The organism is Qipengyuania sp. BR81-2, from assembly GCF_055693895.1.
On record NZ_CM146344.1, the window covers coordinates 837,497 to 854,543 of the forward strand.

Consider the following 17,047-nt stretch of genomic DNA (forward strand, 5'->3'; position numbering starts at 1 on the left):
GCTCTGCCAGTTTCACGCCGCAACCGAATTGAGAGAGGAATATCAAGATGGATTTCGAACCCACCGAAAGGCAAGTTTACTGGCGCGACCGGGTGAAGAACTTCATCGAGGACCATGTCCGTCCCGCCGTCCCGACCTACAAGGCGCAGGATGCCGAGGGCGAACGCTGGAAGGTCCTCCAGGTGGTCGAGGACCTCAAGGCCAAGGCCAAGGGCGAAGGCATCTGGAACCTCTTCATGCCGCCGCGCAACGACGGCCATCACCATGTCGACGAGACCTATGATTTCGAAGGCCCGGGCCTGACCAACCTCGAATACGCGCTTTGCGCCGAGGAAATGGGCCGCATCGGCTTCGCTTCCGAAGTCTTCAACTGCTCGGCGCCAGACACCGGTAATATGGAAGTCTTCCATCGCTACGGCACGCGCGAACAGAAGGAAGAGTGGCTTACCCCGCTCATGAACGGCGAAATCCGTTCGGCCTTCCTTATGACCGAGCCCTTCACCGCGTCCTCCGATGCGACCAACATCGAGACCCGCATCGAGCGCGATGGCGACGAATATGTCATCAATGGCCGCAAGTGGTGGAGCTCGGGCGTGGGCGATCCGCGCTGCAAGGTCGCGATCGTGATGGGCAAGACAGATTTCTCGGCCGGCCGCCACGCGCAACAGTCGATGATCCTGATGCCGATGGATGCGCCGGGTGTGAAGATTCTCCGCCACCTGCCCGTCTTTGGCTACGACGATGCGCCGCATGGTCACATGGAAGTCGAACTCAAGGACGTGCGCGTCCCGGTCACGAACATGCTGCTCGGCGAAGGCCGCGGCTTCGAGATCGCGCAGGGCCGCCTCGGTCCGGGCCGCATCCACCATTGCATGCGCACCATCGGTGTCGCCGAGGAAGCGCTGCACAAGATGTGCAAGCGGCTGCAGGAGCGCGAGGCGTTCGGCAAGCCGATCTACAAGCACTCGGTCTGGGAAGAGCGCGTTGCGCGTGCCCGTATCGACATCGACATGACCCGCCTGCTCTGCCTCAAGGCAGCCGACATGATGGACAAGGTCGGCAACAAGGCCGCCAAGCAGGAAATCGCCATGATCAAGGTGCAGGCGCCGAACATGGCCCTCAAGATCATCGACGATGCCATCCAGGCGCATGGCGGTGGCGGCGTGTCGGACGACTACGGTCTTGCCAACGCCTACGCCCACCAGCGCACGCTGCGCCTTGCCGACGGTCCGGACGAGGTCCACGCCCGCTCGATCGCGCGCATGGAATTTGCCAAGCACATGCCCGAGGAAGGCCCGACCGCCAACGCGCTGCGTGACGGCAAGGCACCGACCGACGGCAGTTCGAACCTCAGCTCGGGCGACATGGGAGCGACCCGCTGATGGCGAAGGCTGCAATTCTCGAGCAGGTCGGCGGCTTGACGATCGGCGAGGTAGAACTCGCCGATCCGGCCCCGCACGAGGTCCTGATCGACACCAAGGCCTGCGGCCTATGCCATTCGGACCTGCACTTCATCGAAGGCACCTACCCGCACCCCCTGCCCGCTATTCCGGGCCATGAGGCTGCGGGCGTGGTGCGCGCAGTCGGCAGCGAAGTGAAGACCGTGAAGGTGGGTGACCACGTCGTCTCCTGCCTCTCCGCCTTCTGCGGCCACTGCGAATTCTGTGTGACCGGCCGGATGGCGCTTTGCATGGGTGCAGACACGCGGCGCGCGCAGACCGCAGCCCCGCGCATTACCCGGAATGGCGGCGAGACAGTTGCCCAGATGCTCAACCTGTCGGCCTTCTGCGAGCAGATGCTCATTCACGAACACGCCTGCGTTGCAATCGACAAGGACATGCCGCTCGACCGGGCTGCGGTCATCGGCTGCGCCGTGACGACCGGTGCGGGCGCGATCTTCAATGCCTGTTCCGTCGTTCCGGGCGAGACTGTCGCCGTCGTCGGTTGTGGCGGCGTGGGCCTTGCCACCATCAACGCTGCCAAGATCGCCGGTGCCGGCAAGGTCATCGCAATCGATCCGCTTCCCGAGAAGCGCGAACTCGCGCAGGTCCTCGGCGCGACGCACACGGTTGATGCCATGGCCGACGATGCTGTCGAGCAGGTGATGAAAATCTCCGGCGGCGGCGTGCATCACGCGATCGAGGCAGTGGGCAGGCAGGCTTCGGCGGACCTCGCAGTGAAGATCCTGCGCCGTGGAGGCACAGCCACGATCCTCGGCATGATGCCGCTGGACTGCAAGGTCGGCCTCGGCGCGATGGACCTGCTCTCCGGCAAGAAGCTGCAGGGTGCAATCATGGGGATGAACCACTTCCCGGTCGACCTGCCGCGCCTCGTCGATTTCTACATGCGCGGTCTGCTCGATCTCGACACGATCATCGCCGAGCGTATCCCGCTCGAAAATATCAACGAGGGCTTCGAAAAGATGAAGGGCGGCCATTCCGCCCGCAGTGTGGTGGTGTTCGACTGATGAGCGAAACAGGCATGCCCGAGATCGACTTCGACAAGGAAATGGTCGGCACGATCGACGTGCCCGAGCGCGACCAGCTCGACATGGACGCGCTCTCCGCGTGGTTCGAGGAACATGTCGAGGGCTTCGAAGGCCCGATCTCCTATTCGAAGTTCAAGGGCGGCCAGTCGAATCCGACCTATCGTATCGACACGCCCGGCCGTTCCTACGTGCTGCGCCGCCAGCCTTTCGGCAAGCTCTTGCCGAGCGCTCATGCGGTGGACCGCGAGTACAAGGCCATGCATGCTCTCGGACCGACCGGCTTCCCCGTGCCCAAGACCTACGGCCTTTGCGAGGACACGGAAGTGATCGGCTCGAAGTTCTTCGTCATGGGCCTCGCCGATGGGCGGTCACTGTGGAACGGTGCTCTCCCCAACAACACGCCCGAAGAGCGCCGCAAAATCTACAATGCCATGATCGACACCATGGCCGAGCTGCACTTGCGCAAGCCGGACGAGATCGGCCTCGGCGACTATGGCAAGCCGACCGACTATTGCGCGCGCCAGATCGCGCGCTGGTCGAAGCAATACAAGCTCTCCGAAACAGAGCACATGCCCAAGATGGAGAGGCTAATCGAATGGCTGCCGCAGACCATTCCTCCGCAGCATGAAAGCAGTGTCGTGCACGGCGACTACCGCCTCGACAACATGATCTTCGAGAAGGACGAGAACAAGGTCCTCGCGGTTCTAGATTGGGAGCTTTCGACCCTGGGTGATCCGATCGCGGATTTCAGCTATCTCATGCTCAACTGGCACAATCCGCATGACGGGCGTGCCGGCCTGCTTGGCCTCGATCTCGAAGAACTCGGCATTCCCTCGCAGGACGAGGCGGTGGACCGCTATGTCGCGAAGACCGGCTACCCGGTCCCCCCGATGGACTGGTATTTCGCCTACAACCTCTTCCGGCTTGCAGGCATCATGCAGGGCATCAAGAAGCGCGTGATCGACGGCACCGCCTCCAGCGCTCATGCCAAGTCGATGAGCGAACGTGTCGGCCCCTTGGTAGACCGCGCCTACGAATTCGCCGTTGCTGCAGGGATGGACTAGCGCGCCCACGCTGCTAACGACCTCTCCGAAAGTTCAAACGGAGACCAGCATGAGCGCCGACCTCGAAACCCGCATCGAAGCAGCGTGGGAAGACCGCGCCAACGTCACGCCGCAATCGAGCGACGTGCGCGAGGCGGTGATTACGGCGCTGGCGATGCTCGACAGCGGAGAGGGCCGTGTCGCCGAGCCCGATGGCAAGGGTGGCTGGAGCGTCAACCAATGGCTCAAGAAAGCCGTCCTCCTGTCCTTCCGCCTCAACGACAACCGCGTGATGGACGGCGGCAGCGCAGGCCATCCCGCCTTCGACAAGGTCCCGAGCAAGTTCGCAGGCTGGGACGATGCCCGCTTCCGCGAAGCCGGTTTCCGCGTCGTGCCCGGCGCGATCGCCCGTGAGGGAGCCTACATAGCGCCCGGGTGCGTGCTGATGCCTAGCTTCGTCAATATCGGCGCCTATGTCGGCAAGGGCACCATGGTCGACACCTGGGCCAGCATCGGCTCCTGCGCGCAGATCGGCGAGAACTGCCACATATCGGCAGGTGCAGGTATTGGCGGCGTCCTCGAGCCCATGCAGGCCAACCCGACCATCATCGGCGACAACTGCTTCATCGGCGCTCGCTCCGAGATCGTAGAAGGCGTGATCGTAGGCGAAGGCTGTGTCGTCTCGATGGGCGTCTTCATCACCCAGTCGACCAAGATCGTCTATCGCGACACCGGCGAGGTGATCCGCGGCCATCTCCCGCCCTATTCGGTCGTCGTGCCCGGCACGCTGCCCGGCAAGGACGGCGGGCCGGGCCTCGCATGCGCCGTGATCGTGAAGACGGTCGATGCCCAGACGCGCGAGAAAACTGGCATTAACGACCTCCTGCGCGACTGAACCTGCCTCGGCTCGAGGGGGAACATTCGCCAGTCCCGACCGTAGAACTGCCTGAAACCTGCGGGATCGCGCAATTTCAGGGAGTTTGGTGAATGTATAAAGAGGGCGATGAAGTCCACATAGACGAAGTCGAAGCAAGCGGCGGCTCGAAAGAGGGCGTCGTTCGCTGGGTGCTGGCTGGCGGACTGATTCTCGCCATCCTGCTCATGTCTATCGTCTGGATCGTACCTGCGTTGACGCAGGGCGATGTCGAGGAAGAAGTCACCGTGAGCGGCGAACTGCAGTCGATGGAAGAAGAAGGCGATGGCACCGACAGCATCGTCGGCGTTCCCAGCGAGACGGACCTCGGCAACGACGAGGACGCGGTTGCACCGTTCGACGACCAGACGACTACAGAGGACGGGATCGAGGTAATCGAGAACTGACCGTCACGAAGGAGAGGTCGCATGAGTAATTCCAACAGTTTCCAGACCGACCAATACGTCAAATGGAACTGGGGCAACGGCGAAGGCAAGGGCCAGATCAAGGAGCGTTTCGAACGCGAGGTCACCCGCACCCTTCAGGGAACCGAAGTCACCAAGGACGGTGACGAGGACAATCCTGCCTACCTGATCAAGCAGGATGACGGCGACGAAGTCCTCAAGCGGGGCAGCGAACTCGAAGCGCAGGACTGACGCCGTGCCCGAAGCGAAGAGCAAGGCGCAGCAGCAGGCTGCGGGTGCGGCGCTGTCGGCAAAGCGCGGCAAAACTGACAAGAGCGACCTTCAGGGCGCCTCGAAGCAAATGTACGAATCCATGAGCGAAGACGAGCTCGAGGACATGGCCTCGACCGACCGGTCCGACCTGCCCGAAACCACAGGCGACGACTGATGGACGCGGACAAGAAAGACGAAACATACGACGAGTTCTACGACTGCGTGAACATGCAGCCCAAGGAACTCGAGGAATGGCTCGAAACCGAGGAATCCAAATCGGTCGGCGATAGCGACAGCGGCGAAAGCACCGGGCACAAATCCGGCCGCCGCATCGTGAAGATCAAGTGCACCAAAAAGGACGATCTCACCGACGACCAGTACAGTCACATGAACAAGGTGGTCGGCTACATCCACAGGCACCTGTCACAGCGACCCTCGGGGGATATCGAGGATAGCGACTGGCGCTACAGCCTCATGAACTGGGGGCACGACCCTACAAAATAAGAGTGTCAGGCCGCACCCCGCCGAAGATGGGGGATCAGTCGTTCCCGTCGCGCGGCGCCCCTGCAGGATATTCGATCGGGTCTGCATCCGACTGGCTGGCGGCGTAGGCTTCGGCCTCGCGCATCACGCGCAGCATGTTGCGCATCGAGATCTTTTCGAGGGCTGCTTGCGAGTAGCCGCGGCGCGCAAGTTCTTCGAAAAGAGCCGGGTAGCCGGTAACATCTTCCATTCCGACCGGGCCGTGCGGCATGCCGTCATAGTCACCACCGATGCCAATGTGATCGATTCCGGCCACCTCGCGGATATGGTCGATGTGGTCGGCCATGTCGGAAATCGTCGAGACGGGTTGGCGGTTCTCCGCATCCCATTTCGCCATGCGCGCTTCGACCTCGTCGGGCAGCCCCGAGTATAGGGCCTCGAGCCGCGCCTGTTCGGCAGCACGGTTGGCGGCATGGTTGCGGAGGTCTTCGTTGATGAACCATGGCAAGGCGACCACCATCACGATACCGCCATTCACCGGCAGGCGCTCCAACACGCTATCGGGGACATTGCGCAGGTGACCGGTCACCGCACGCGCACCTGAATGGCTGAAAATCACCGGCGCGCGCGCCACGTCCAGCGCGTCGTGCATCGCTTCTTCGCTGACATGGCTTAGGTCCACCAGCATGCCGATGCGGTTCATCTCGCGCACGACGTCCATGCCGAATCCATTCAATCCGCCATGTCGCGGCTTGTCGGTCGCGCTGTCGGCCCAGTCGAGCGTGCGTCCGTGGGTCAGCGTCATGTAACGCGCGCCCAGATCGTACATCTGGCGCAGAACCGCGAGGCTATTGCCGATCGAATGGCCACCTTCCATGCCCATGAGCGAGGCGATCCGGCCATCGGCCACCGCTGCCTCGACATCGTCGGCAGTGAGCGCGAGCTGCAGCGCATCGGGGTTCTGCGCGATCAGGCGCTTGGTCACGTCGATCTGTTCCATCGTCGCCTGCACGGCCTCGGGCTCCTCGAGCGAAGCACTGACGTAGACCGACCACCACTGTGCGCCGACCTTGCCCTTGCGCAGGCGGATGATGTCGCTGTGCATGGCGGCGCGGGTCTCGGTTGCGGTGTCGAGCGTGTCGACGAAATCGAAATCGCCGATCACGTTGCCGAAGCGCCCGCGCAGCTGGATCGGAACGTCGTTGTGCCCGTCGAAGACGGGTGCCGCCTCGAGTGCGGCCGCCGCGACCTCTTCGGGTGCTTCCTGCGCGGAGAGCGGCGCTGCCATCAATGCCAGAAGTGCCAGGCCGGTGCTCGTGCGAAATGCGTTCACTTGTCTCTCCTCGTCGGAACCCTATGACGTGTCGATGGCTCTTCTAGCGAAACCAACGCCATTGGAAAGGGACTGCCCATGACTGTCGTCGCACGCTGGAACGGAGAGGAGATCGCGCGCAGCGACGATACCGTCGTTGTCGAGGGCAACCACTATTTCCCGCCGTCCGATGTCGCTCGCAGCGCGCTCGTGCCGAGCGAGAGAACGAGCGTCTGCCCGTGGAAGGGCACCGCCCAGTACCATTCGATCAACGCAGGCGGAGCGATCAACAGCGATGCCGCCTGGTATTATCCCGAGCCCAAGGATGCGGCCACCGAGATCAAGGACCGGATCGCATTCTGGAACGGTGTCGAGGTGACCGAGGAGTGAGCGAAGCGCGCGCGCTTATCGAGAGGCTCGGCCTCGCCCCACACCCGGAGGGCGGGTGGTACCGCGAAACCTGGCGCGCGCCTGCCCAAGACGGCGCGAGGGCCAGCGCAACGGCGATCCATTTCCTGCTCGAATCAGGCCAGTCGTCGCATTGGCACAAGGTCGATGCCGCCGAAATCTGGCTCTGGCATGCAGGCGACCCGCTGGCGCTTTCGCTCGCCGAGAGCGCCGACGCGCCTGTGACGACGGTCACGCTCGGTCCCGACGTAACTGGCGGGATGGAGGTCCAGCACATCATCGAGCCGCATCACTGGCAGGCGGCGCGCCCTGCCAGCGACGAACACGGATACGTCCTCGTCTCCTGCATCGTTTCGCCCGGTTTCGAATTCTCGGGCTTTGTGCTGGCCGAGGATGGCTGGTCGCCGGGATGATCCGCACAGGCCTGCGCTGGCTTCTTTCGGCGTTCTACGCCTTCGCGGGTTACGCACACCTCGTGCGCCCCGAGGGATTCCTCGCGATCATGCCCTCATGGGTGCCGGAGCCCGAGGCGGTTGTTTTCTGGACCGGCATAGCCGAACTGCTGGGCGCAGCGGCGCTGCTCCAGCCGTGGCATCGCGAATTGAGGAAAGCGGGCGCAATCGGCCTCGCGCTATACGCAGTCTGCGTCTTCCCCGCCAATATCCATCACTTCGCGCTCGATTTAGCGCGCGAGGACGGGGGAATGGGACTCGCCTATCACGTACCGCGCATAATCGCGCAGCCCGTACTCGTGTGGCTTGCCCTGTGGGTTGGCGGCGTCACGGACTGGCCGTGGCGCCGCCGCACCGCATGATCAGGACATGTGCTTCGAAACAGCACCGGTCATCTTGAACATGGAGATCTGATCGTTGCCGATCACCGCGCCGAGCTTGGCGTCGGGATTGATCATCCGCTTGTCCTTGCTGTCCTGCAGGTTGTTCGCCTTGATGTGGTCCCACACCTTCGAGGTGACCTGAGCGCGAGTCATCGGGCCCTTCCCGACCACGTTCTCGAGCTCCGGAGTGAGATTCACCGGCTTTTGGAGTGCGTTGTTCTTGCCAGCCATTTCAGTATCCTTTCACTTGGCTATGCTTCAATCTTCGATGTCGAAGTCTTCCGCGCCCAGCTCCTCGATCTCGTGCCCTTCGAAGCGGGCAGCGAGAACCGCAGCAGCCATGACGTGTCCCTTAATGTTTTTGACCAGCTCTTCGTGCGTGGCGCCCGGCATGAGCGTCATCGGCAAGTCGAGAGCGAAAAGCTGGAATACGTAAGTGTGCTCGACGCCCAGCGGCGGGTCGGGCAGCAGCCATTCGGAATTGCCCTGGCTGTTCTTGCCGGCGCGCGGCGGAGCCTCACCCTCGAAAAGTGCGCCCTTCTGGCCTCTAAGGCCCCAGACGAGCCAATGGACCTTGCCGTCGGTCGCATCTTCCACGACCAGCGCCAGTTCCTGCGTGCCAGGAGGCGGAGCAGTCCACTCAAGCGGAGGTGCAACGGAATCGTCCTCGATCGCGGTGAAGCTGGGATCGAGTTCGCCGCCGTGGCGGAATGCGTCACTGGAGAGCGAGAAGCCGGAGCGACCGAGCACTTTCTCATCGGCGACTTCGCCAATGGTCAGCGATGCCGAAACCTTCTGTCCGACTGCCTGCTCGACCCATGCAGGAACGCCCGTACCCAATTGCAAACTCCGTCCATTCCGGGCGCAGATTGCGCCCTGTGAACACGGAGCCTAGGCACACTGGCGGGCAGATGGCCATGCCACGGAGGCGAATTTGCACTGTTTTGGCCTTCAAACGGGCCTCTTATCCACCGAAAGCGCCGCTCCTGAGCGCGCGGAAGGATAAATTTCTTGCTCACCGAGGGTTCAGGGGGCAATTCTAGGGTCACATGACACCCGCCATGGCTGCTCGCGGGCACGGGAGACATTACGATGAATCTGGGTCGCACCATCCTTTCCGCTACGCTTGCCGTGTCTCTTGCAGCCTGTGGCGGCGGAGAAAGCGGCGGGGGTAACTTCGGCGGAGGAACTGGCGGGGGCGGTGGCACCGGAACATGCTCGCTTTCGGAGCGGCAGGATTGGGCCCTTTCGGTGCTGCAGGAATGGTATCTCTTCCCCACCCTGCTCGACACAAGCGTCAACAAAGCCAATTACAGCGACCTCCAGAGCTATCTTGATGCCCTAGTGGCGCCTGCGCGGGCGCAGAACCGCGACCGCTTCTTTACCTACATCACCTCGATCGAGGAGGAGAACCGGCTCATCAACAGCGGCTCGAATGCCGGTTTCGGCATACGCCTGATCTACGACACGGTGAACAACCGCGTGTTCGTGGCCGAGGCCTTCGAAAATGCGCCCGCTTTCCCGCAGGGCTTCGATCGCGGCACGGAGCTGCTCCAGATCAATGGCCAGACAGTATCCTCGCTCATGGCGAGCGGCGGCCCGTCGGCCGTCAGCCAGGCGCTTGGCCCGTCCGATCCGGGCGTGACGCGTAGTTTCGTTATCCAGAACGGCGGTGTGCAAAGCAGCGTCACAATCACCAAGGCCGAGTATGCGCTCGATCCCGTTTCGGACCGCTACGGTGTCGTCGTGCTCAACGATGGAACCGAGGATGTCGGATATATCAACCTGCGCACTTTCATCGTGCAGGACGCTGGCCCGCAGCTGCGCGAGGCATTCCAGCAGTTCAAGAACCAGGGGATCGATAAGGTCATCCTAGACCTGCGCTACAACGGCGGCGGCCTCGTGTCGGTAGCCGAACTGCTCGGCGACCTGATGGCCGACGGTCTCGAAGGCCAAATCTTCTCCGAGACGAAGCTGCGTCCTTCCAAGGCAGCAGAGGAATCGACCGACCTTTTTGCAGACCAAGCGCAGCAGATCGGCGTCACCAAGCTCGCGGTCATCGGGCGCGGCGGCACCGCTTCGGCCAGCGAGCTCGTGACAAACTCGTTCATTCCCTATCTCGGCGCCAACATCGCGCTGGTCGGAGACAATACCTTCGGCAAACCCGTGGGACAGTTCGCCTTCGATCGCTCGGCTTGCGACGATCGCCTTCGCGCCGTCACCTTCCGCACGGTGAACGCCGATGGACAGGGCGATTATTACGATGGCCTCGCCAGCGTGATGCCCAACACCTGCCGCGCGAACGACGACATCTTCACCCAGTTCGGCGATCCGAACGAGGCGTCGATCTCGGCTGCGCTCGACTTTCTCGGCGGACGCACCTGCACCCCGATCACGGGCAAGGACGACACGATCCAAGCCCGAGGCGGGGAGCGCGTCCTGCTCCAGCCCGAGCGTCCCAATGTCGCGCAAATGGAGAACCCGGGCCTCTACTAGGATCAAGTCCAGCCGCTTGACCGATATCGCCCGAACGGTTCAAATCGCGTCATGCGGACCTATACGACCTTCGCCGAATTCTGGCCGTTCTACCTGCGCGAGCATTCCAAGCCGACCACGCGCGCCCTGCACTATTTCGGTACCACGCTGGTGGTCCTGATCGCGGCGGCGGCCCTCTGGACCGGAACCTGGTGGCTGTTCGCAGCGCTGCCTCTTGCGGGCTATTTCTTCGCATGGGTCGCGCATTTCGGTGTCGAAAAGAACCGCCCCGCGACCTTTACCTATCCGCTGTGGAGCCTCGGTGCGGACTTTCGCATGTGGTGGCTCTGGCTGACCGGCCGGCTCGGGCCCGAGCTCGAGAAGGCCGGGGTCGAGAGCTAGGCGAAAGCGGTCAGCAGGGTCAGCGTGCCCAGCCCGACCGAGAGCGGGACGCGCAACTGCATCCACCATGGCGGAGCGACTGCCGCAGCGCGGGCATCCACAGCGAGCACGACAAGCAGCGCACTGCCGAGCATGACCAGCGAAGGCTCCGGCCAGCGCAAGCCGAGGGCAAGCGGGGCAAGGCAAGCGAGCGCGACGAGGCTCGGAAGCACGGCCGCTACCCACATCCAGCCAAGTGCAGCACGCCGTTCTGCGGCGGGCGCAGTCGCTGCTAACCCCCACCAGGTCCCGCCAAGGAAACTCAGGATGAGCGCTGCGTAGAAAGCCGCGCCCGTCGATGCGACAAGGCGCCACTCCTCCGGTCCGAACCACGCAGCGAAGGCGGCGGCGACCTGGGGAAGCAAGCCAGCGACGCCCAGTAGGCGCGCCCTTGCAGGGACGTCACGCATACGCCTGCCCTCCAGTCTGCACCATCAGGGGTTTTCCGGTCCTGTGAAGGGCTGCGCTTCGGTCCACGCGCAGCCGCTGCGCTGTTCGCCATCGACCATAAGCGTGGCGGCATATGGATAGGTCCTGTCGCTCATGCCGTCGGAGCATTCCGCAGGAGTGATCGTGAGGTCGAAAGTTGCGCCATCCATCTCGCCTGAGAAAGCCAGTCCATTGAACCCTGCGAACCGTTCCACCGGCACCTGGGTTCCCGACTGGTTGTCCGGCGTGGTGTAGGTCATCGTCCCGTCCGTGATTTCCCCTCCCCAGAACGGTTCGGTCCCGGTCAGACGGATCGTCTCGCTCTCAGCAATCCCATCAAAAGCTTCTGCCTCGGTCTCCTCACCCGACTGGCAGGCAGCAAGCGCAAGGGCGAATGACAGCGTAAGAAGCGGACGGATCATGCATTTACTTTCTTGTGATGCGAGCGGATGAATTGCGCGGTTTCGTCAAGCGCCTGCCGGCCTTCCGGAACGGGCAGCAACATCCAGACGTGGAACATGTCCGGATACTCGCGATAGACGTAGTTGCGAATGCCGAGCGCATCCAGTCTTGTGACCAACCTGCGGGCATCGACCACGAGTATGTCCGAAGTACCGGCAAAGATCGCCATCGGCGGCAATCCCTCGAGCGTGCCGAAGAGCGGACTGACCTTGTGATCGTCCAGAGGAAGCTGGCCGGCATAAGCCTTCCCGCAGGCCTCCAGTCCCGCAACCGAGAGCATCTTGTCTCGCGGCTCGATCTCTGCCTGTCCCTCGCCGGCGCCTGTTGCATCGAGCCATGGCGAAAACAGCACGAGGCTCGAAGGAAGCGGGCCGCCGTCCTGCAGAATCACTTGAGCAAGCGCGAGTGACATGCCGCCGCCTGCGCTGTCTCCCATGACTGCTATCGTGCCTGCCCCGTACCGCTCGGCAAGCTCGCCATAGAGCGCGCCCATGGCAGGGATGGTCTGCCCCGCCGTCACTTCAGGCGCGAGAGGATAGATCGGGACGGTCGCCGAAGCGCCGAGGTCCTCGCACAGTTTTGCTACCGAATCCCAATGAACCGCGGCGATGTCCATCACATAACCGCCACCATGCAGGTAGAGCAGGTGCGGCGCGCCCGGCTTCGCTCCGCCTTGGGGTGTGATCGTAACGACGGGATATCCATGCGAAGTGCTTTCGCTGATTTCCAAGCGGTGATGCCATTTGCCACGCGGACGGATCGGAGCCTTCTCGCGGAGTTTCGCGATCCGCGCATCCAGCTTCTCGGGCTCCGAGAAAAAGCGCTTGATGCCGAGAAGCGGCAGGGCAAGGTTTACGAGACGGGCGCGCAGGCTGGCGATGATCGGTTCTCCTTATCGGCGGGGAGAACCTAGCGCGCTTGCCTGCCCGTGCAAGCGGCTCGATTGGCGGTGTCAGTCCTTGCCGAACAGGCGGCCCATCAGGCTCTTCTTCTGGGGTTCGGCATCCTCTTCCGGCTCGCTTTCGGCGACGCGGCGGCGCAGGTCGAGACCGGTCGGCGGCTTTTCCTCGACCACTTCCTTGCGCGTGATGACGCTCGAGGGGAGCATCTCGGGCATTTCCGCACCGGCCAGTGCCTCTGCAGCGGAGCCTAGCGTTGCGCGCCATTCGATCCCGTGGACCATCATGACCTCGGGGCGCATGTCGACCATGCCAGCAAGGACCGGGATGCCGCCGGGCAGCGGGCGCGAACGGCTCGTGTGCTGCACCGCTTCGTGGAAGAGCAGCGCGCGCCACCAGCAGGCCAGCACGTATTCGACATAGCGGCGCGGCGCATGGTCTGGCGCCTCGTCGCGGAAGAAGTGGCGCTCCTTGTGGAAGACCAGCGCGGTGTTGAGAGCATCGAGCCCTTCGCATTCGAGGAAGACCTCGATGTCCTCGTCATAACCTGCCCATGCCGGACCTTCCTCGGCACCGGCTTCAGCGATCATCTGGGCAGTGCTCGCCTTGCTGAAGGCATAAGGCTCGTCGCCATAGATGCCGAGCAACATGTAGGGACGATGCTCTTCGCCCTTGCCGAAGGCAGTGTCGGGATCATTGGCGATAGCAATGGTGACGCCGGTGATCGGCTCGCCCTCGTGGATCTCCACCGCTTCGGTGAGTTCGTCCCAACCGTTGAATTCGATCGAGCGCACATTGGTCGAGAGGCACTGCTGTGCGAGCGGGGTATCCAGCGCTTCGAGCGACATTGCGAGGTACTTGCGCAGGTTCTCGAGATCGCCCTCGTGGAACGACTGGCGCAATTCGGCTTCCCAGGCGATCTCGCCTTCCTGGGTCGCAAACAGTGTCTGAAGCTCGTGCATCAAGGTATCCGTCGTCATGTTGGTCGCCCTCGGCGTCGGGCCCTCTATACCCGGAAATGGTGGTCATACCATTAACTGTAGCCGTGAACCTTCGTCCGTCGCTTACCGCGCGCGGTTAAAGCGGGGTGAAACTGGCTGGCTTGCTGCGGGCAGAACGCGCGGGAACCGGCGCTTGCGCGGAGGCGTTTACCGGGAAACGCTTTTGCGGAGAAACCAATGAAATACACCCCCCATATCCTGGGTGCGGTGGCGCTGGTATCGATCGGAGGCGCGCTCAGTGGCGCCGCGATCGGAGACATGAACATGATCGAGCGCAGCCACGCTGATACCCTGCCCGAAGCCGAGATGGTAAGAGCCGGGAACAGTGCGCTCAAAAACGGCAAACGCCCGCCCGACCACTACCCGCTCAAGACACCCGAAGGCACGATCGAAGTAGGCGAACTGGCCCTGCATGGCCGGATGCGTAACTCGGCCGACGGCATGTGGTGGGAAGGCCGCCGCGAGCGCCCAGTAGAGCTCGCCGCGCGGTATGGGGACTTCTATTCCGAAGCCGACGCTGCGCGACTGGCGCGGGAGGAAGCCCTCCTGGCCTTCACCGGCAGCCGCGCCGAATACCAAGTCCGCCGCGACGAGGAAGCCGCGCGCGCTGCAGCAGCTGAGGCTCTCGCGCAGGCCCAGCCGCAACCGGCGATAACCCGCGCCGAGGCGCCCATGGCGCTCGCCGAACCTGCTGAGATCGCGACGCCCGCCCCTTCGGCCCGTGAGCCGCGACGGGGCAATGCCAAGACGATCGATGTCTCTGCAGCGCTGGCGGGGCAGGACTAGCGCCCTCCCCTTCCTACAACCCGCACACGAAAAAGGCGGCCCCGCGAAGGGCTGCCTTTTCCTTGTCTATCGCAAATGCGCTTACTGCGGCATCAGCACGGTATCGATGACGTGGATAACGCCATTCGAGGCCGCCACGTCGGTCGCGGTGACAGTCGAGGTGCCGCCTGCCGCGTCGGTCAGGACGACATTGCCGTCGACCACATTGGCAGTCAGCGTGCCGCCGCCCACGGTTTCGACCGTGTAGCCACCTTCACCGGCATCGGTGATGGCCTGCGTCAGCGTGGCTGCATCCACATTGCCTGCAACGACATGGTACTGGAGGATCGCACCAAGCGTCTCGGTGTCATTGGTCGTCAGCTCGGTCAGCGTCGCTTCGTCGATCTTGCCGAAGGCGTCGTTTGTCGGTGCGAAGACGGTGAACGGACCTTCGCCCGAAAGCGTTTCGCCGAGGCCGGCTGCCGTCACGGCGGAGACGAGCGTCGAGAAGTCTTCGTTACCCTGTGCAACTTCGACGATGGTGCCGGCTTCTGCTTCCGCATTCACGGCAGCGTCGGCGGCTGCAGCGTCATCATAGGCTTCGTCGGCGGGCGCTTCGCTACATGCGGCGATTGCCAGCGAGGCTGCCGAGGCGAGCGCGATCGTGATCTTGTTCATTGTGTTTCCCTTTTGTCGGTGAATTCAAGCATTCAGACAGCCGGCTCACCCGGCTGGTGCTTCAAGATACGAACGTCGCGGCGCTGCGGATGTTTCGAATTTCGGCAACAATGTGTCGAATCGAGCGGTGGCTGCGATGAACCGCATGTCGCTCGCGATCCAACAGGATGGAACGGATGGAACACGGTCCAGGGCGAAAATCCGGGCAACGGCCGCGAAGGCCGGAAATGCGCGGCTTCGAGGGGATGGAACATGGGCCATGCGCAGCACCTAACGCCTTGACCAGCCTGTAGGAAACCGTTGCGAGCGCCGCCCGTTGGTCTTGCACTATCCCCCCATTGCAGGAGCCGCCTTCATGTCCGACCGTTCGCTGTCCCAGATCGCTGGAAAGCTCAAATCCATCGACGTCGCCATGCTCGTCACCAAGACCGGCTGCGAGGGCGCGATTGCCGCCCGGCCGATGTCGAACAACAAGGACGTGAGCGAGGAGGACGGCACCACCTTCCACTTCGCTACCGACGACGGCCGCATCGACGACGATCTCAAGAATTCGGACGAATGCGGCGCCACCTACGCCAGCGGCGAGTTCTATTGTGCCGTCCAGGGCACGGGCAAGCTGCACCGCGACCGCGCAATGCTGGAAAAGCACTGGGTCGAGGATCTCGGCAAGTGGTTCGAGAACGGCCTCGACACCGAAGGGCTTGTCCTGATCGAAGTCAGTCCGAAGCGCATCGACTGGTGGGAAGGCCGTGAACACGGCGAACTGACGCCCTGAGGCATTCGCGCCCCAGGGCGTTCAGGGCAAATTAGATCACCTTGTCAGGCCGCGGATCGTGGCTGTGGCGGGCCTGCTTGCCGAAATGCCGGTTCAGCCGCTGGGCGAGCGTCGAGGCAGCCTTGCGCGCTGCATCGTCGACCGTGGAAGCACCTTCGGTGACGCCGATCGGCTTGCCGCCGCGCGGGCGGGCCTCGATGGTGCAGGCCTTGTCGTCAGCCCCATGCTTGTGCGCATTCTCGTCATGGACATGAATCTCGAGCCGCGTCAGCCGTTCCTCGTAGCGCGCGAGCTTCTCCCGCACCTTCGCCTCGATCCTCTCGGCGACGTTCTCGGTGCCCATGACGCTGCTGTCGGAATTGAACTGGACCTGCATTGCGGGTTCTCCTTTTTCTCTCCTTATCCCAACGCTCGATATGGGTGTTCGGCTCCCCGTTTGCACGCGATTTCGGACACCGCTAGGCCCTGCGGCATGAGCCAGCCCGTCACCATCCTCGTCGATGCCGATGCCTGCCCGGTGAAGGAGGAGGTCTACCGCGTGGCGAGCCGCCACAAGGCGCATGTCCGCGTGGTCAGCAACAGCCCCTTCCGCGTGCCGGTGAGCGAGCGGGTGAAGCGCGTGGTGGTCTCTGACGGCTTCGACGCGGCGGACGACTGGATCGCGGAGAACGCCACCCCAAGCACCGTGGTGATCACCGCCGATATCCTGCTGGCCGAACGCTGCCTCAAGGCGGGCGCGACGGTGCTGCGCCACGACGGCAAAAGCTTCGACGCCGCCAGTATCGGCAGCGCCATTGCAACGCGCGCCATCATGGAAGACCTGCGCGCGGGAATGGACGGAGTGGGAGGAGGCCCGCCGCCATTCAGCAAGGCGGACCGGTCGAACTTCCTGCAGGCGCTGGACCGGGTGTTGGTGAAGATGGGACGGGGGTGAGGCAAGGAGACCCGGGTCGCTACGACCCG

At 63.2% G+C, this 17,047-nt stretch carries 25 protein-coding genes; 16 read left to right on the plus strand and 9 right to left on the minus strand.

Annotated elements, in window-relative coordinates; all coding sequences use genetic code 11:
* The first annotated feature begins 47 nt into the window (after window positions 1-47).
* From ACZ1G8_RS04110 to ACZ1G8_RS04145, 8 genes are all read left to right on the plus strand, one after another.
* Window positions 48-1,382 (plus strand): acyl-CoA dehydrogenase family protein, encoded by a 1,335-nt coding sequence (locus ACZ1G8_RS04110; RefSeq protein WP_472680521.1) that lies wholly within the window; start codon window positions 48-50, stop codon window positions 1,380-1,382.
* The gene (locus tag ACZ1G8_RS04115) at window positions 1,382-2,467 is read left to right on the plus strand and encodes a Zn-dependent alcohol dehydrogenase (RefSeq protein ID WP_472680522.1); all 1,086 of its coding nucleotides are present in this window, start codon (window positions 1,382-1,384) and stop codon (window positions 2,465-2,467) included. The genes ACZ1G8_RS04110 and ACZ1G8_RS04115 overlap by 1 nt, the downstream gene beginning before the upstream one ends.
* On the plus strand, window positions 2,467-3,552 hold the full coding sequence (locus ACZ1G8_RS04120) for a phosphotransferase family protein (protein ID WP_472680523.1): 1,086 nt from the start codon (window positions 2,467-2,469) through the stop codon (window positions 3,550-3,552). Before ACZ1G8_RS04115 ends, ACZ1G8_RS04120 begins: the two co-directional genes overlap by 1 nt.
* Window positions 3,553-3,601: 49 nt before the next feature.
* Complete coding sequence (dapD, locus tag ACZ1G8_RS04125; RefSeq protein WP_472680524.1) at window positions 3,602-4,426, plus strand: 2,3,4,5-tetrahydropyridine-2,6-dicarboxylate N-succinyltransferase; 825 nt, start codon at window positions 3,602-3,604, stop codon at window positions 4,424-4,426.
* A 92-nt stretch (window positions 4,427-4,518) separates the two neighbouring features.
* The gene (locus ACZ1G8_RS04130) at window positions 4,519-4,851 is read left to right on the plus strand and encodes a hypothetical protein (RefSeq protein WP_472680525.1); all 333 of its coding nucleotides are present in this window, start codon (window positions 4,519-4,521) and stop codon (window positions 4,849-4,851) included.
* 21 nt (window positions 4,852-4,872) lie between these two features.
* The gene (locus ACZ1G8_RS04135; protein WP_472680526.1) at window positions 4,873-5,100 is read left to right on the plus strand and encodes a hypervirulence associated TUDOR domain-containing protein; all 228 of its coding nucleotides are present in this window, start codon (window positions 4,873-4,875) and stop codon (window positions 5,098-5,100) included.
* Window positions 5,101-5,104: 4 nt separating this feature from the next.
* The gene (locus ACZ1G8_RS04140) at window positions 5,105-5,296 is read left to right on the plus strand and encodes a DUF3008 family protein (RefSeq protein WP_472680527.1); all 192 of its coding nucleotides are present in this window, start codon (window positions 5,105-5,107) and stop codon (window positions 5,294-5,296) included.
* Entirely contained in the window at window positions 5,296-5,625 is a 330-nt protein-coding gene (locus ACZ1G8_RS04145; protein WP_472680528.1) for a DUF3140 domain-containing protein, read from the plus strand. Before ACZ1G8_RS04140 ends, ACZ1G8_RS04145 begins: the two co-directional genes overlap by 1 nt.
* 34 nt (window positions 5,626-5,659) lie before the next feature.
* Here ACZ1G8_RS04145 and ACZ1G8_RS04150 read toward each other — a convergent pair whose 3' ends face one another.
* Window positions 5,660-6,892 carry a dipeptidase gene (locus ACZ1G8_RS04150; protein ID WP_472681189.1) on the minus strand — a complete coding sequence of 411 codons (1,233 nt, stop codon included), beginning with the start codon at window positions 6,890-6,892 and terminating at the stop codon, window positions 5,660-5,662.
* A 123-nt stretch (window positions 6,893-7,015) separates the two neighbouring features.
* On the opposite strand from ACZ1G8_RS04150, the gene ACZ1G8_RS04155 reads away from it, so the two are divergent.
* Genes ACZ1G8_RS04155 through ACZ1G8_RS04165 form a run of 3 tightly spaced genes read left to right on the plus strand, consistent with a single transcriptional unit; the run spans window position 7,016 to window position 8,138 of the window.
* On the plus strand, window positions 7,016-7,306 hold the full coding sequence (locus ACZ1G8_RS04155) for a DUF427 domain-containing protein (RefSeq protein ID WP_472680529.1): 291 nt from the start codon (window positions 7,016-7,018) through the stop codon (window positions 7,304-7,306).
* A complete protein-coding gene (locus ACZ1G8_RS04160) occupies window positions 7,303-7,737 on the plus strand; it encodes a cupin domain-containing protein (RefSeq protein ID WP_472680530.1) in 435 nt (144 codons plus the stop codon). Before ACZ1G8_RS04155 ends, ACZ1G8_RS04160 begins: the two co-directional genes overlap by 4 nt.
* Window positions 7,734-8,138, plus strand: coding sequence for a DoxX family protein (locus tag ACZ1G8_RS04165; RefSeq protein WP_472680531.1), 405 nt, complete (start codon window positions 7,734-7,736; stop codon window positions 8,136-8,138). Before ACZ1G8_RS04160 ends, ACZ1G8_RS04165 begins: the two co-directional genes overlap by 4 nt.
* Here ACZ1G8_RS04165 and ACZ1G8_RS04170 read toward each other — a convergent pair whose 3' ends face one another.
* Together ACZ1G8_RS04170 and ACZ1G8_RS04175 are read right to left on the minus strand one after the other, a co-directional pair.
* Window positions 8,139-8,390, minus strand: coding sequence for an SWIB/MDM2 domain-containing protein (locus ACZ1G8_RS04170; RefSeq protein WP_221427621.1), 252 nt, complete (start codon window positions 8,388-8,390; stop codon window positions 8,139-8,141).
* A 27-nt stretch (window positions 8,391-8,417) separates the two neighbouring features.
* On the minus strand, window positions 8,418-8,999 hold the full coding sequence (locus ACZ1G8_RS04175) for a YbhB/YbcL family Raf kinase inhibitor-like protein (protein WP_472680532.1): 582 nt from the start codon (window positions 8,997-8,999) through the stop codon (window positions 8,418-8,420).
* A gap of 252 nt (window positions 9,000-9,251) precedes the next feature.
* On the opposite strand from ACZ1G8_RS04175, the gene ACZ1G8_RS04180 reads away from it, so the two are divergent.
* Window positions 9,252-10,655, plus strand: a complete 1,404-nt coding sequence (locus ACZ1G8_RS04180) for a S41 family peptidase (RefSeq protein WP_472680533.1) — start codon at window positions 9,252-9,254, stop codon at window positions 10,653-10,655.
* A gap of 51 nt (window positions 10,656-10,706) precedes the next feature.
* Complete coding sequence (locus ACZ1G8_RS04185) at window positions 10,707-11,036, plus strand: Mpo1-like protein (RefSeq protein ID WP_472680534.1); 330 nt, start codon at window positions 10,707-10,709, stop codon at window positions 11,034-11,036.
* Here the strand turns inward: ACZ1G8_RS04185 and ACZ1G8_RS04190 are convergent.
* The 4 genes from ACZ1G8_RS04190 to ACZ1G8_RS04205 all read right to left on the minus strand — a co-directional run bounded on the left by ACZ1G8_RS04190 (window position 11,033) and on the right by ACZ1G8_RS04205 (window position 13,845).
* Window positions 11,033-11,485: a DUF3429 domain-containing protein gene (locus tag ACZ1G8_RS04190; protein WP_472680535.1), complete on the minus strand. Its 453-nt coding sequence runs from the start codon at window positions 11,483-11,485 to the stop codon at window positions 11,033-11,035. The two genes, ACZ1G8_RS04185 and ACZ1G8_RS04190, sit on opposite strands and share 4 nt — an antisense overlap.
* A gap of 24 nt (window positions 11,486-11,509) precedes the next feature.
* Window positions 11,510-11,926 (minus strand): COG3650 family protein, encoded by a 417-nt coding sequence (locus ACZ1G8_RS04195; protein WP_472680536.1) that lies wholly within the window; start codon window positions 11,924-11,926, stop codon window positions 11,510-11,512.
* On the minus strand, window positions 11,923-12,696 hold the full coding sequence (locus tag ACZ1G8_RS04200; RefSeq protein WP_472680537.1) for an alpha/beta hydrolase: 774 nt from the start codon (window positions 12,694-12,696) through the stop codon (window positions 11,923-11,925). Before ACZ1G8_RS04200 ends, ACZ1G8_RS04195 begins: the two co-directional genes overlap by 4 nt.
* 222 nt (window positions 12,697-12,918) lie before the next feature.
* Window positions 12,919-13,845, minus strand: coding sequence for a hypothetical protein (locus tag ACZ1G8_RS04205; RefSeq protein ID WP_472680538.1), 927 nt, complete (start codon window positions 13,843-13,845; stop codon window positions 12,919-12,921).
* Between the two features lie 198 nt (window positions 13,846-14,043).
* Between ACZ1G8_RS04205 and ACZ1G8_RS04210 the strand changes: the two genes are divergently transcribed.
* Complete coding sequence (locus ACZ1G8_RS04210) at window positions 14,044-14,652, plus strand: hypothetical protein (protein WP_472680539.1); 609 nt, start codon at window positions 14,044-14,046, stop codon at window positions 14,650-14,652.
* An 81-nt stretch (window positions 14,653-14,733) separates the two neighbouring features.
* Here the strand turns inward: ACZ1G8_RS04210 and ACZ1G8_RS04215 are convergent, their stop codons facing one another.
* On the minus strand, window positions 14,734-15,309 hold the full coding sequence (locus tag ACZ1G8_RS04215) for a fasciclin domain-containing protein (RefSeq protein WP_472680540.1): 576 nt from the start codon (window positions 15,307-15,309) through the stop codon (window positions 14,734-14,736).
* Window positions 15,310-15,664: 355 nt separating this feature from the next.
* Here ACZ1G8_RS04215 and ACZ1G8_RS04220 point away from each other — a divergent pair, with 355 nt between their 5' ends.
* Window positions 15,665-16,084, plus strand: a complete 420-nt coding sequence (locus tag ACZ1G8_RS04220; RefSeq protein ID WP_472680541.1) for a pyridoxamine 5'-phosphate oxidase family protein — start codon at window positions 15,665-15,667, stop codon at window positions 16,082-16,084.
* A gap of 31 nt (window positions 16,085-16,115) precedes the next feature.
* On the opposite strand, the gene ACZ1G8_RS04225 is transcribed toward ACZ1G8_RS04220, so the two are convergent.
* Window positions 16,116-16,460: an HPF/RaiA family ribosome-associated protein gene (locus ACZ1G8_RS04225; protein WP_472680542.1), complete on the minus strand. Its 345-nt coding sequence runs from the start codon at window positions 16,458-16,460 to the stop codon at window positions 16,116-16,118.
* Window positions 16,461-16,556: 96 nt separating this feature from the next.
* On the opposite strand from ACZ1G8_RS04225, the gene ACZ1G8_RS04230 reads away from it, so the two are divergent.
* Window positions 16,557-17,018, plus strand: a complete 462-nt coding sequence (locus ACZ1G8_RS04230; protein WP_472680543.1) for a YaiI/YqxD family protein — start codon at window positions 16,557-16,559, stop codon at window positions 17,016-17,018.
* The last annotated feature ends 29 nt before the right edge of the window (window positions 17,019-17,047 follow it).